The organism is Borborobacter xinjiangensis, from assembly GCF_047739745.1.
Lineage (GTDB): Bacteria > Pseudomonadota > Alphaproteobacteria > Rhizobiales > Rhizobiaceae > Pseudaminobacter.
In genome coordinates, this window is the sequence record NZ_JBLLVA010000033.1 from 1 (window position 1) to 12935 (window position 12935).

11 protein-coding genes and 3 pseudogenes are annotated in these 12935 nt (G+C 59.1%); 5 read left to right on the forward strand and 9 right to left on the reverse strand.

The genetic code is table 11. From position 1 onward, the window contains the following. Positions 1–184, forward strand: a pseudogene (locus tag ACLKMW_RS22880) (hypothetical protein); the annotation flags it as partial. Between the two features lie 23 nt (positions 185–207). Here ACLKMW_RS22880 and ACLKMW_RS22885 read toward each other — a convergent pair. Together ACLKMW_RS22885 and ACLKMW_RS22890 are read right to left on the reverse strand one after the other, a co-directional pair. Further along, positions 208–620, reverse strand: a pseudogene (locus ACLKMW_RS22885) (PIN domain-containing protein). Then, on the reverse strand, positions 617–865 hold the full coding sequence (locus tag ACLKMW_RS22890; RefSeq protein ID WP_415726842.1) for a plasmid stabilization protein: 249 nt from the start codon (positions 863–865) through the stop codon (positions 617–619). The pseudogene ACLKMW_RS22885 and the gene ACLKMW_RS22890 overlap by 4 nt, the downstream one beginning before the upstream one ends. A 419-nt stretch (positions 866–1284) precedes the next feature. On the opposite strand from ACLKMW_RS22890, the gene ACLKMW_RS22895 reads away from it, so the two are divergent. Next, positions 1285–1479 (forward strand): hypothetical protein, encoded by a 195-nt coding sequence (locus tag ACLKMW_RS22895; RefSeq protein ID WP_415726843.1) that lies wholly within the window; start codon positions 1285–1287, stop codon positions 1477–1479. 449 nt (positions 1480–1928) lie between these two features. Further along, positions 1929–2153: pseudogene (locus tag ACLKMW_RS22900) on the forward strand (transposase); the annotation flags it as partial. A 14-nt stretch (positions 2154–2167) separates the two neighbouring features. Here ACLKMW_RS22900 and ACLKMW_RS22905 read toward each other — a convergent pair. From ACLKMW_RS22905 to bhcA, 6 genes are all read right to left on the reverse strand, one after another. Beyond that, on the reverse strand, positions 2168–4444 hold the full coding sequence (locus ACLKMW_RS22905; RefSeq protein WP_415726845.1) for an NADP-dependent malic enzyme: 2277 nt from the start codon (positions 4442–4444) through the stop codon (positions 2168–2170). After that, positions 4441–5439 (reverse strand): type I glyceraldehyde-3-phosphate dehydrogenase, encoded by a 999-nt coding sequence (locus ACLKMW_RS22910; RefSeq protein ID WP_415726846.1) that lies wholly within the window; start codon positions 5437–5439, stop codon positions 4441–4443. Before ACLKMW_RS22910 ends, ACLKMW_RS22905 begins: the two co-directional genes overlap by 4 nt. A 129-nt stretch (positions 5440–5568) precedes the next feature. Beyond that, positions 5569–6534 (reverse strand): iminosuccinate reductase BhcD, encoded by a 966-nt coding sequence (gene bhcD / locus ACLKMW_RS22915; RefSeq protein ID WP_415726880.1) that lies wholly within the window; start codon positions 6532–6534, stop codon positions 5569–5571. A 46-nt stretch (positions 6535–6580) separates the two neighbouring features. Continuing rightward, the gene (gene bhcC, locus ACLKMW_RS22920) at positions 6581–7744 is read right to left on the reverse strand and encodes a 3-hydroxy-D-aspartate aldolase BhcC (protein WP_415726847.1); all 1164 of its coding nucleotides are present in this window, start codon (positions 7742–7744) and stop codon (positions 6581–6583) included. Positions 7745–7755: 11 nt separating this feature from the next. Next, on the reverse strand, positions 7756–8703 hold the full coding sequence (bhcB, locus tag ACLKMW_RS22925; protein WP_415726881.1) for a beta-hydroxyaspartate dehydratase BhcB: 948 nt from the start codon (positions 8701–8703) through the stop codon (positions 7756–7758). 14 nt (positions 8704–8717) lie between these two features. Next, positions 8718–9908, reverse strand: coding sequence for an L-aspartate--glyoxylate aminotransferase BhcA (gene bhcA, locus ACLKMW_RS22930; protein WP_415726848.1), 1191 nt, complete (start codon positions 9906–9908; stop codon positions 8718–8720). A gap of 195 nt (positions 9909–10103) precedes the next feature. Between bhcA and bhcR the strand changes: the two genes are divergently transcribed. Both bhcR and ACLKMW_RS22940 read left to right on the forward strand, forming a co-directional pair. After that, positions 10104–10913 (forward strand): HTH-type transcriptional regulator BhcR, encoded by an 810-nt coding sequence (gene bhcR, locus ACLKMW_RS22935; protein ID WP_415726849.1) that lies wholly within the window; start codon positions 10104–10106, stop codon positions 10911–10913. Positions 10914–11050: 137 nt separating this feature from the next. Next, positions 11051–11911 (forward strand): MurR/RpiR family transcriptional regulator, encoded by an 861-nt coding sequence (locus ACLKMW_RS22940; protein WP_415726850.1) that lies wholly within the window; start codon positions 11051–11053, stop codon positions 11909–11911. Positions 11912–12016: 105 nt separating this feature from the next. Here the strand turns inward: ACLKMW_RS22940 and ACLKMW_RS22945 are convergent, their stop codons facing one another. After that, the gene (locus ACLKMW_RS22945; RefSeq protein ID WP_415726852.1) at positions 12017–12907 is read right to left on the reverse strand and encodes an ABC transporter substrate-binding protein; all 891 of its coding nucleotides are present in this window, start codon (positions 12905–12907) and stop codon (positions 12017–12019) included. Between the last annotated feature and the right edge of the window lie 28 nt (positions 12908–12935).

Here is a 12935-nt window from a genome sequence, read left to right on the forward strand (position 1 = left end):
GAAGACGGGCGCCGAGCGCCTCAATGCCCAGGAGGTCGCCCGCCTGGTAAAGCGCGCCGCGCTGGCCGCCGGTGTGCGCGGCGATCTTGCCGAAGGCGAGCGGGCGCAGAAGTTTGCCGGAACCTCACAAAGGCAAGCGGGCTGTAGCGGCAAACAAGGCCCCTCCCCTGCCCTGCTGCTATGACGAATGAGGCCGCTTTCTACGGTTCAGAACTCCCACGGAGAGATCAGCTCGAGGGCAGTCGTGCCGAAGTCAGTCAGACTACGGGTCGCCAAGCGTCCGCCATTCACTCGCGCGATGGCGGCGATCATCCCATCCGGTGCCGACATGCCTCGTCCTTGCGCGAGGCGGTTCCCATGATTTCACCATAGGCAAGGGCTGCCTCTTCGGTCAGCCCGAATATCCGGTCTGCAAAACGACGGCGCCAATCGGAAAGTCCCTGCTCCAGCCGCCCGGCACGCTGATCGGGCACGATCTTCTGAATCCCGAAAGCGATCTCCGCAATCGTTACGGTGGGCAATGCAAGCTCGGCATCGTGCCGCACGAGCCAAGCCATGACGGCCGGGCTTGGCGCCTTTTTCAGCGTCTCCGAAATCACATTGGTATCGAGAAAGATCAAAGCTCAGGTCCGGTGTGAACTTTGCGCCCCTCTCTGATGATCGCTTCGAGATCAATATCAGTGCCGTTGTTAGTCGACATGCGCGCGTAGAACGTTGCAGCCGGTTCGCGACCGGCTTCACGGACCTCGTAGGACTCCAGCGCGCGCTCAACAACGTCCGCGATCGAGCGATTTTCGCGACGGGCAAGCCGGTGAGCAAGGTCTCGCGCCTTGGCACTTCGCACAGAAAGTTGAGGTTCGGCCATGCTGGTCTCCTTTGTCCCGAATATAGGCCACCTGCCATCAAGCTGGCACGGTAGCCTATAATGACCCGAGTCGCCGTCCATTGGTCGTTGCTCGCACCATACGACGACATGTCGGGACGCTGCGATTATAACATGATTTGCCATGTGCCGTGCTTCGCCCGCCCCCTGAGCGGTGACCGCTCAAAACGTCGATCTCGCGCTCAATTTTGACCGCCAGTCGTCCACAATTCGTGTCCTCTCGCTCTGCCCGACCGCCGGAGATTGCCATCGTCTGATTTCGCTCAGCAATCCATCGCCATCCTTGGAAACTAACAGCAATTGGCTACCATTTGAGGCGAATGCGGCCGCGGCCGTTTACCGTCCGTGCTCCCGGTTCTGTCACCTCTTTCGACGTGGTGGGCACGATTTGGAGACGACATATGCAATCCAATTTTGGCCACGCCCGAGAACTGCTCGAGCAAGCATGGCTCCAATTGCCCGGTGATGACGAAACCAGCGTGAAATCCCGCCTGGCGATCGACATCCTGATCGAGGCTGTGCCGACGGGCGAGCACTCGAAACCATATCGGCAGACGGAAATCATCGATTTCAAGCGGGCGGCCAAATCAAAGTGAGCCATAGGCTGCCTTTTTCCTAGTCTGCTCCGGAGTAAGGTGTTCAACCACCTGAACGATATCGGCCAGCTCGATTTCCGGGCAATGCTCACGCTTACCTGCGAGCATGACGTCATCGGGTCACTCATCCTTACGCCCGACGAACGCTGCCGCCTGCCAGAGAGGCATGTCCGTACACGTGGTCACAAAAACCGTGACTGCCTTTCTCGGGTCGGTTTCACATTTGTAGATCATGAGACGAGGTTGGATTCTCGGCACTCGCCACCTGATGGTTGAGGCTTCACCCTGCTTTCTACTGCAGGAAACAAGCGCTCAACCACTTTGAGGGCCTGCATGTTGCCTCCTATCCCGCCATCCTCGACGGCGCCCCGTTCGACTTAAACGCCGCCATCAGCATAGGGCCAACGGAAAACTCCCCGCCAACCTGATCGAAGACGGAACGATCAAACGGCATGCGCGCAAGACGCGGCGGCCGCGCCAATGTCCGCCAGGCGCTCTACATGCCGGCGCTTGTCGCCTTGCGCTTCGATCCAGACCTCAAGGCGAAATTACGACCAGCTCAAAACGGCCGGCAAAGCTTCAAAGATCGCCATCACGCCATCATGCGAAAGCTCATCGTGCTCGCAAACGCATTGCTCAGGGACGGCCGCAAATGGTCCCAATTCCTTCCTTGACCAACACGGATACTCTAGCTGTAGGTGGAGACAGCAGAACTCGCCAAGGCAGCCACATTCAGCAACCCACGAGCTGTGATTGACGGTGTTACGACATGCAACTTATTCGCCATTCCCATGAGGATCGGTCCCACCTCAAGTCCCTTCGAGACGGTTTTTAGCACATTGCGGGTTGTCCCGGCTGCTTCGGCGTTCGCGAACACCAGCACGTTGGCTTTACCTGCCAGTCGACCGTTGGGAAACAGCCTTTCGCGCAGTTCCGGATTCAGTGCCAAGTCTACGCTCATTTCACCCTCGTACTCAAAGGACGGCTGTTGTGCATCGAGCAGCGCGACAGCAGCCCTCATGGCTTTGCCAGACACGGAGTCGAGGCAGCCGAAGTCGGAGTCGGCACACATGGCGATCTTCGGCTCCAGTCCAAATCGGCGTACGTGACGAGCGGCGGCGACTGCGATTTCCGCAATTTCCGACGGGGAAGGCGAACGGTGTACATGGGTGTCGGCTAAGAAGAGCGGCCCGTCTTCAAGAATGATCAGCGACAAGGCTCCTACCGGCCGACGCGCCTTACTCGCCAGAATTTGCTTCCCATGATGGAGGTGCCAGTCATATTGGCCAAACGTTCCACAGATCAGGCTGTCGGCCTCGCCACGCTCCACCATCAGCGCGCCAATCGCCGTCGTGTTGGTGCGCAAAACCATCTTCGCGAGATCGGGCGTGATGCCGTGCCGCTGCATGATGCGGTGATAGCTTGTCCAATAATCCCTGTACCTTGGATCATCTTGCGGATCGACAATCTCGAAGTCGTCACCAGCGCGCAACTGAAGGCCCTCACGTTCGATTCGCGCTTCCAAGATATCGGTCCGGCCTATCAGGATGGGCCTGCTGCCTGTTTCCTCTATGAGCAGGCGTGTGGCTCGCAGGACGCGTTCATCTTCGCCCTCAGCGAAGACGATTCGTTGCTTTGACATGCGCGCCGACTCATAAACGCGCCGCATGATGCTATGTGAGCGGAAGACCTGCGCATGGAGCGTGGCTTTGTACGTATCAAGATCAATCGACCGTGTCGCAACGCCGGAGTCCAGTGCGGCTTTCGCGACTGCGTACGCGATCGTTGGAAGCAGGCGAGGGTCGAACGGTTTCGGTATCAGATAGTCAGGACCGAAGGTTAACCGTTCGTCCTGATAAGCCGCTCCGACCTCTGCTGATATCGGCTCTCTCGCCAAGCCGGCAATCGCGTTTACGCATGCCAGTTTCATATCGTCGTTTATTTGGGTGGCGCCGACGTCAAGCGCTCCACGGAAGATAAAAGGAAAGCACAGCACGTTGTTGACTTGGTTGGGATAGTCGGAGCGGCCCGTTGCGATCAATGCGCCGGGAGAGGCCTCCCGCGCCAATTCAGGCTTGATTTCAGGGTTGGGATTGGCAAGGGCAAATATGATCGGCGTTGCCGCCATGTTTCGAACCATGTCTTGCGTGAGCAGGTCCGGTCCTGAAACGCCGAGGAATATGTCGGCTCCCACTATGGCTTCGGCCAATGTGCGTGCGCTGGTGTTGCTGGCGAATTCCGCCTTTTCAGGTGATAGATCGGTACGGCCCTGATGAACGACGCCCGTGCTGTCAACAAGAGTGATGTGTCGCGCCTGCAATCCCATGACCATCAGCATCTTGAGGCAGGCGATCCCCGCAGCGCCGCCACCTACCGCCACGACGCGCACGTCCTCGATCTTCTTGCCAGCTACGTGCAGCGCGTTGAGCGCTGCCGCGGACGCAACGATTGCCGTTCCGTGCTGATCGTCGTGAAAAACGGGAATGTTCATGCGGTCCCGGCACAGCCGTTCGACGAGAAAACAGTCAGGCGCCTTGATATCTTCGAGGTTGACCGCTCCGAAGGTGGGTTCCAGGCTGACGATGATATCAGCAAGTTTCTTAGGATCCCTCTCCTCTATTTCGATATCGAAGCAGTCAATGCCAGCAAACTTCTTAAACAAGACGGCCTTGCCTTCCATGACCGGCTTCGACGCCTGAGCGCCGATGTCGCCAAGCCCCAGCACGGCTGTGCCGTTCGATATAACGGCGACGAGGTTCGCCTTAGCGGTGAAACGTGTTGCGTTTGCCGCATCGTTTTCGATCTCCAGGCAGGCCTCGGCCACTCCGGGAGAATAGGCGTTCGACAGGTCACGGCCCGTCGCCATGGTCTTGGTCGCGCGAATTTCCAATTTTCCTGGCCGCGGAAACTCATGATAGTCGAGGGCTTCCTGACGTTTGGTCTGCTTGTTTGCTTCATTCGTCATGACCACTCCTCCAGTTCGTGCCGGCTTAGCAGGCGCGCCATATCAAGCATGCGGCTGGCGAAGCCCCATTCGTTGTCGTACCAACCGAAAATTCTGAGCAGTCCGCCGCTCGCCGTTATCGATAATTCCGGTCCACTGACGATGAGGGATTCCGGGCGCCCACGCAGATCCACCGACACCAAGGGCTTGTCGATCCATGCGAGAACCGGACAGGTTTCAACGGCTGCCTTAATGATACGGCGGGCGCTGTCGACATCAGTGCGATGCTGAACCTCGACAGTTAGATCGATTGCAGAAACGCTTGCGGTGGGCACCCGAAGCGCTCGGGCTTCTATGCGCCCCGCGAGGTTCGGCAGCACGTCGCCAAGTAGCCGGTGAGCACTGGTCGTGGTTGGCACCATCGACAGCGCCGCTGCTCGGCTGCGGACGAGATCCTCGCGCGGCTGATCGACGGTCGGTTGGCTGCCCGTATAGCAGTGAACCGTCGTCATCTGCCCACTGATCACGCCGAACTCCTTGTCGAGGATACGCAGGATCGGCGCCAGTGCGTTGGTGGTACAGGAGGCGTTGGAAACGATGCTCTCTCCGCGATAGCGTCCCTCATTCGCCCCAAGCACGAGTGTGACATCCGCGTTGGTGGCGGAGCCCGAGATCAGGGCGCGTTGTGCGCCACGACGAAGCCCACATTGCGCGCGCCCGACCGGGTCCGGCTGTCCGGTGCATTCGAGAAAAACATCAACACCTGAAAGATCGAGCGCGGCTAGATCTCGCTGCCGGTGAAACGGTATCTCGCGTCCATTGATCGTGAGGCGGTCGTTGCCCGTGGTAACCTGGCCCTGCCAAGGTCCGAAGATACTGTCGTACTCGAACAGGTAGCCACATGTCTCAAGTGGCGCGACGTCGTTGATCAGCGTGACCTCGACATCATCGGAACGCAAGGCCAGGCGCAGGATGGAGCGGCCGATCCTGCCGAAGCCGTTGATGGCAATCTTCATTGATGCGATCCCCGCCCCTCTACCAGCTCCTTATGGGGCGATGGTCTGCGGATTAGGTTCAGTTTGGCAGCGACGTGCCCATCGTCATCGGCACCCTCGCACAAGTTCTTTTTCGTACCTGCTGCATTCCTAGACATTGATCTCGATTGCCACGCCCTTCGCGATGGCGAGATCGACCGCAGCAGAGGCCACAGCCAGATCCTGCAAACCCACACCGGTCCCATCGAACAGCGTGATCTCCTCGGCCGAGGAGCGGCCGGGGTGCTTACCGGTAATGACCGCACCGATCTCGATGATGCTGTCGGCATTAATCAGCCCCTGCCCCACGGCATGCTGCGCCTCACCGATCGTCACCGACTGAGCGATCTCGTCGGTAAAGAGCGTAGCAGCAGCGACAAGTTCCGCTTCAGTCTCCTGTTTGCCCTTGGTGTCAGTGCCCATGCAAGCTAGGTGAGTCCCCGGGCGGACCTGCGCCGCTTTGAGGATCGGCGCAAAGGACGACGTGATGGTGATGATCACATCTGCCTCGGTTCCAAGTCGATCGAGATCCACCGCCTCGAAGGGAATGTCGCGCTCGACCGCGACAGCCGACAGACGGTGGAGCTCCTCAGGGTGGCGGCTCCAGCCGACCACTCTCTCGAATGGTCGCTGGTCGAGTGCCGCGCGAAGCTGGAAAGTCGACTGATGCCCGGCGCCGATCATGCCGAGCACCTTGGCGTCAGATCGTGCGAGATGCTTGATGGAAACAGCCGAAGCCGCTGCAGTGCGCAGTGCGGTGAGGAGGTTCCCTCCCACAACAGCGCGGCACCGGCCGGTGTCGGCATCGAACAAGAAGATCGTCGACTGATGATTGGTCAGCCCCTTTGCGGTATTGCGCGGCCAGAAGCCACCGGACTTCAAGCCGAGCGCGAGACTCTCACGATCAAATCCCGACTTGAAACCATAAAGCGCATCCGCATGCCCGATGGCCTCGCGGATCACCGGGAAGTTATAAGCCGACTTGTTTGCCATCGAGGCGAAGACCTGCTCAACCGCCGCGAAGCAGTCGGCGGCCGAGATGAGCTCTGCAATTTCGTGTTCGGGGACAATAATCATGGAAGTTGATCCCTTGGGGGACAACGGCGTCCCCTGGCCTGCATAGTCAGTAGGCTTTGCCGCGAGCAGAAACAGGCCAAAGCGTCTCAACCTTTCCGTTGCGGACACCGACGTACCAGTCGTGCACGTTGCAGGTGGGGTCGCAGTGCCCTGGAACGAGGCGCAGTTTCTCATTAATGTTGAGAACGCCATTGGGATCGTCGACCACGCCATGCTCGTCCGAGCACTTGATGTATTTGACGTCATCGCGGCCATAGATGAAAGGCAATCCGCTATCGACCGACTGCGCCTTGAGCCCGGCATCAACCACCGCGAGGTTCGGCTTGGCATGGCTCATCACGCTGGTCAGGATGAACAGTGCATTTTCCCATTCGCCCTGATCGATCCGCTTGCCATTGTTGTCGTGGATCCGCCCGTAGTCGGCATCCATGAAGGCGTAGGACCCGCACTGGAGTTCGTTGTAGACGCCCGAATTCGACTCGAAATAGTAAGATCCCGTACCGCCACCCGAGACCAGTTCCGGCTCAAGCCCCTCTGTCTTCAACATCGCCACAGCATCCTCCACCTGCGCGATGGCGGCATCGAGCTTGGCCTTGCGAGCCTCAAAGCTGTCGATGTGCTGCATCGCGCCTTGGTAAGCCTGGATGCCCGTGAACTTGAGCCCTGGCGCAGCCGCGATCGCCTTGGCGATATCGACGACCTCGGCGGTGGTCTTCACACCGCAGCGGCCGGCTCCGCAGTCGATCTCGACGAAGCATTCGATGGTCGTCCCGTGCTTCTGCGCGGCGGCTGACAGGTCGGCCACATTCGCCACGTCATCAACGCACACGATGATTCGGCTGCCGAGTTTGGGCAGGCGGGCCAGCCGATCGATCTTGGCGAGATCGCGGACCTGGTTGGAGACCAGCACATCTTTGATGCCGCCCCGCACGAAGACCTCGGCTTCCGAGACCTTCTGGCAACACACCCCGACGGCGCCGCCCAGTTCCTGCTGAAGCTTCAGCACATCGATCGACTTGTGCATCTTGCCATGGGCACGGTGACGCATCCCATGCGCTTTGGCATAGTCACCCATCTTCTTGATGTTGCGCTCCAAAGCATCCAGGTCGAGGATCAGGCAGGGCGTCTGGATGTCTTTCTCGTCCATTCCCGGCAGCGCCGGAACATCGTACCCGACCTCAAGACCAGCGAAATCCGTATGTGCGTTCATGGTTGCTCTCCTCAGTTCCAGGGCAGCTTGTCGAGATCGACGTTGCCACCGGTAATGATCACACCGACACGCTTGCCGGCGAACACGTCGGGGTTCTTCAGAATGGTCGCAAGCGGCACGGCGCTCGAGGGTTCCATCACGATCTTCAGGCGCTTCCAGATCAGCTTCATGGCGTCAACGATCTCCGCCTCGGAGGCCGTGAGGATGTCGGTGACGTGCTTCTGGACGAAGTGCCAGGTCAGTTCCTTGAGCGGCACCTTAAGGCCGTCGGCTATTGTCTCCGGCGCGTCGTCGGCAATGATGCGGCCGGCCTTGAAGCTGCGATAGGCGTCATCGGCCTGCTTGGGCTCGGCAGCGTAAATTTTTATTTCGGGCGCAAGGTTCGACAGCGTCAGGCAGGTGCCAGAGACCATTCCGCCGCCGCCGATCGGCGCAACGACTGCGTTCAGCCCTTGGACCTGCTCGATCAGTTCAGCCGAACAGGTGGCCTGACCGGCGATCACACGAGGATCGTTGTAGGGATGGACGAACTCCGCCCCCGTTTCGACCACGATCTCGGCAAACACCGCCTCGCGTGAACTGGTGGACGGCTCGCATTCCACCACGCGTCCACCATACCCCCGAACGGCATCCTTCTTGGCCTGCGGGGCTGTGCGCGGCATCACCACGGTGCAGGGGATCCCCCTGCGACCGGCAGCGTAGCTGAGGCAGGTGCCATGATTGCCGCTGGAATGGGTGGCAACACCCTTCCTCGCCTGCTCATCAGGAAGTCCGAACACCGCGTTGGACGCGCCGCGGGCCTTGAACGCCCCGGCTTTCTGTAGATTTTCGCACTTGAAGAACAGCTCGGCTCCGGTCAGCTCGTTCAACATGCGCGACGTCAGCACGGGCGTGCGATGGATATGGGGCGTGATACGCTCGCGTGCGGCGAGCACGTCTTCGAATTTCGGAATGTACATCGGCTTATCCGTCATCACGCAGCATTCTTCTGCGTGCTCGAGGCTTTCTGACGATAGTGCTCCTGCGCTGCCGCAACGCCCGAACCAAGCGTCACGGGAAGCCCCAGATCCACCATCACCATCTCGGCAGTGGCGATACCGGACAGCGCCATTACGTCCGTCAGGCTTCCCAAATGGCCGATGCGGAACACTTTGCCGGCGACGTCACCAAGACCGGTTCCAAAGGCCACTCCGTAAGCGTCGAGCGCGTGCGCGACGATCTTGTTGGCGTCAAAACCCTGTGGCATCAGGATCGCGCTGACGGTGTCCGAGTAAAGTTCCGGTCGGGCCGCACAGAGCTTCAGACCCCACGCCGAAACAGCGCGCCGCACGCCTTCCGCAATGCGGTTGTGGCGCGCAAAGACGTTGTCCAGCCCCTCTTCCAGCAGCATGGCGGTTGCCGTCTTGAGGCCGTTCAGCAATGCCACCGGCGGCGTGAAGGGATACCCATTGGCGGCGTAGCCCTTCGCCATGTCACGGATGTCGAAGAAGGTGCGCGGCAGTTTGGCGCCCTCCACCGCAGCCAGGGCTTTAGGTGAAAAGCCGACGATGGCGAGGCCGGGCGGCAGCATGAACCCTTTTTGCGATCCGGTGACGGCGACATCAACGCCCCATTCGTCCATACGGAAATCGTAGCAGCCGATTGAGCTGACGCCATCAACGAACAGCAGCGCGGGATGTTTTGCATTGTCGAGCGCACGCCGAACGGCTGCGATGTCCGAGCGGACCCCGGTCGCGGTCTCGTTGTGGGTGGCGAGAACCACCTTGATTTCATGGGACTTATCGGCAGTCAGAATCTCTTCGAATCTTTCGGCCGGGACCCCCTCTCCCCACTCCTGCATTACGACTTGCACATCCAGGCCGTGGCGCTTGCACATATCGATCCAACGATGACTGAACATACCGTTGCGACAGGCTAAAACCTTGTCGTTTGGAGACAGCACATTGGTAATTGCCGTTTCCCAACCGCCGGTGCCGGTGGACGGGAATACGAAAATCTGTGCCTCTCGCGTCTTCAGCACCTTCTTCACGCCATCGAGGGCGGGGTGAAGAATTTTGCCGAACAGAGGACTGCGATGGTCGATGGTCGGCATGTCCACGGCCTTGCGCAGCACCTCGGGGATGTTTGTCGGGCCGGGAATGAAGATTGGATTCTGGGTGCTCATAACGGCTTCTCCTGCTCTCAAGGATAGCTACCATGCGAATCCGATTTAGTAAATTTTTTTGAAATCATTTTTCAAAGCATGTGAAAATACAAGATTGTCTTTCGAAAACAGTGGTTTGTACTTTTTTCACTGTGCGATAGTTGATTTCATTGAAGCTTTTTTCCTACCATGCCGCAGTTTATGTGAGGCATTCCTATGCAGCAGACTCCTCGGCGGCGCGGACGACCCAAAGGCATGAAGTCGGTTGAGAAATCCTCCGGCATTCAGGCGCTCGACCGAGCTCTTGACGTGCTCGAAGCGCTTGCAGCGCGCGACGGGACCACCCTTACTGAGCTGGCCGACTACCTCAATCAGTCACCTGCGACGATGTACCGGGTCCTGACGACGCTCCAGCATCGCCAATATGTGGAAAGCAATCCGGAGCGCCAGGAATGGTTCGTCGGACCCGAGGCGTTCCGTCTTGGCTCAGCTTTCCTGCGCTCCACCAACATCGTCGAGCGCAGTCGCTCAGTGATGCGCGACCTTGTCGTTAGGACAGGTGAAACCGCAAATCTCGGCATCGAACGAGACGGCCACGTTCTGTTTGTAAGCCAGGTCGAAACGCATGAAACAATCCGCGCCTTCTTTCCACCCGGCACCCGGGCTCCTCTCCATGCATCCGGAATTGGCAAGGCCTTATTGAGCACGTTCGACGATGAACGCGTTGAAGCATTCATCAAGACGGCGAAGCTCGTATCATTCACGGACAAAACTGTGGCGAATGCCGAGCAGGTGCGTGAGGCCATCCGCCAGACACGTCAGCGAGGCTACTCTTTCGACGACGAGGAGCGCACCCTTGGCATGCGGTGTGTCGCGGCCTCTATTGTCAACAGCTATGGCGAGGCAGTTGCGGGCATATCCGTCTCTGGTCCGATCGTCAGGATGACGAACACCAAGGTTTCAGAGATCGGGCAATTGGTGGTTGAAGCCGCCAATGAAGTCTCCAGGCGGCTCGGGGGTGGATGACCGCTCGGACACAAGGCTTGCGAAGTCGCTGACGACGGACCTTTCGTGTTAGGGCAGTCGGGCAAGATTTTGTTGGCTATCGCAATCTTGTCCACTCATGGTATCCAATTGGGTCACAACGGACGTTCACCCACCCTATGACATCCACAGAAGCTGACCTAGCATTCCTCAGTCGTGTGCGCGACACTTTACCGACTTTGCATCCGAGTGAACGTCGTTTGGCGGAATTTATCCTGGACTTTCCGGGCGAACTGGCAAGCTATTCGGCGGCCGAGGTCGCGAAGCTCGCCGAGGTTTCGGGTGCGACCGTCTCGCGGTTTATCAGGCGGTTGGGCTACCGCAACTATGAGGAAGCGCGACGCCACGTCAGGGAGGAGAAGGAACAAGGCTCCGCCCTCTTCCTGGCAGATCGCGCCACCGACTCTCTTGGAACGATGCTGACCGCCCATTTGCGCCAGGGTCAGGAAAATATGCAACGCGTATTTGCGCGCCTCAATGAAAAGAACGTCCAGGACATAGCGCGCGCGATAACAGGCGCCCGCAAAATCTGGATAACCGGCGCGCGGGCAAGCCGCTCACTCGCGGCCTATTTTCAATGGCAGCTTTTCCAGGTTCGCGAAGAGTGCATGATCTTCCCCGGCGCGGGTGAAAGCTTTGGAGAGTATCTCAGCGCAGTCAAGCAAGACGACGTCGTCGTCGTCATTGGTTTGCGTCGCCGCCCGGGCCACCTTCAGGTCATTCTCGAACGGCTGGTCGAGACGGGTGCGAAAATCCTTTTCATCAGCGATGAGAAGCTCGCGTTCAATGCGCGGGTAAGCTGGCACATTCAATGCCCATGCGATGCGCCCGGGCCACTGGATAACCACGTCGCACCGTTGGCCGTCCTGCATCTGCTGCTGAGCAGCGTGATCGAAACCACCGGTACCGCCGGTCGCCAGAGACTGGCGGCGAGCGACAACCAGCACGACAAGATGAAAGAATTCCAACTGCCGATGTGAGACCCTTCACACGTTCGACATGCCCCTGCGACAACGAAAGAAGAAGAGGCAGGTCCGAGTGCTTTACGCCCGGCTCACTTTTTTCATGTACCTGCCGGCGTGCGGTCACACCCTGGTGATCGCGGCATTTACCAGGCTGGAATACGGGATTGGTTCATCGATCAGGTAGGCCGCCACTGTGCCTTGCTGCCAGCGATCATAAGAGGCGACCTCGATTGTCGCCGAATCCCACATGCCCCACTGCCTGAAATCATTGACGAGCCTGATGACGTCATCGACATCCGCCTTCGGGAACAGTCCGGCGAGCAGATCCCGCATATCTCCAGCGGGCGTGGCTATGACCCACTCGATGCCGCGATTGAGCGCACGCACGAATTTCTTCTGCAGTTCGGCGTCGTCCCCCGGTGAGCCAGCCTCGCTGTAATAGACGCTCCACGGGATGGCGCCCCCCATCTTTGCCAACGGCGCGACTATGTGCGCAGCGGCCTGACGTTCCACACGCAGCGCCGTTACCGGATCCAGAAGGATGTAGTCCCCGAGGCCACCGACGAACAGCTCGGCGAGCATCGATCCCGAAAGGTTCTGGACGAATTTCACGGAGTTCTTGTCAACGCCGTGTTCGGCCAGCAGCAGCTCAAGGAACATGCCGGGACTCGCGCCATTGCCGCCGGGTACAAGCATGACCGCATCGCGCAAGTCGTTGAACGCGAACTCCTGCTTCTTGCGTCCGACGATGGCAAGCGGGCACCGCGCGGAGACCTTGGCGAACGGGACCAGTTGCTTACCGCGGTCCTTGTACATGGAAGGCACCCATATGCCTCCCAGCGCCGCGTGAGAGGTGCCGTCGCTCAATTCCTTCAGCACCAGGTCCCAGGGGTTTGGGACCACCGCTTCCACTTGAAGACCTTCTGCTTCGAAAAAGCCATTGGAAGCGGCGACATATTCCGGGAGATAATTAACACTGTGGCCTGTGGCCGCTACACGAAATTTCGTCATTTTCTTTCCTTGAGAATAACCGTTGAGG

Excerpts from the sequence above, each read along its gene's own strand:
- ACLKMW_RS22890 (WP_415726842.1), bottom strand. The coding sequence starts at position 865 with ATGGCCGAACCTCAACTTTCTGTGCGAAGTGCCAAGGCGCGAGACCTT.
- ACLKMW_RS22895 (WP_415726843.1), top strand. The coding sequence starts at position 1,285 with ATGCAATCCAATTTTGGCCACGCCCGAGAACTGCTCGAGCAAGCATGG.
- ACLKMW_RS22905 (WP_415726845.1), bottom strand. The coding sequence starts at position 4,444 with ATGACGAATGAAGCAAACAAGCAGACCAAACGTCAGGAAGCCCTCGAC.
- ACLKMW_RS22910 (WP_415726846.1), bottom strand. The coding sequence starts at position 5,439 with ATGAAGATTGCCATCAACGGCTTCGGCAGGATCGGCCGCTCCATCCTG.
- bhcD (WP_415726880.1), bottom strand. The coding sequence starts at position 6,534 with ATGATTATTGTCCCCGAACACGAAATTGCAGAGCTCATCTCGGCCGCC.
- bhcC (WP_415726847.1), bottom strand. The coding sequence starts at position 7,744 with ATGAACGCACATACGGATTTCGCTGGTCTTGAGGTCGGGTACGATGTT.
- bhcB (WP_415726881.1), bottom strand. The coding sequence starts at position 8,703 with ATGTACATTCCGAAATTCGAAGACGTGCTCGCCGCACGCGAGCGTATC.
- bhcA (WP_415726848.1), bottom strand. The coding sequence starts at position 9,908 with ATGAGCACCCAGAATCCAATCTTCATTCCCGGCCCGACAAACATCCCC.
- bhcR (WP_415726849.1), top strand. The coding sequence starts at position 10,104 with ATGCAGCAGACTCCTCGGCGGCGCGGACGACCCAAAGGCATGAAGTCG.
- ACLKMW_RS22940 (WP_415726850.1), top strand. The coding sequence starts at position 11,051 with ATGACATCCACAGAAGCTGACCTAGCATTCCTCAGTCGTGTGCGCGAC.
- ACLKMW_RS22945 (WP_415726852.1), bottom strand. The coding sequence starts at position 12,907 with ATGACGAAATTTCGTGTAGCGGCCACAGGCCACAGTGTTAATTATCTC.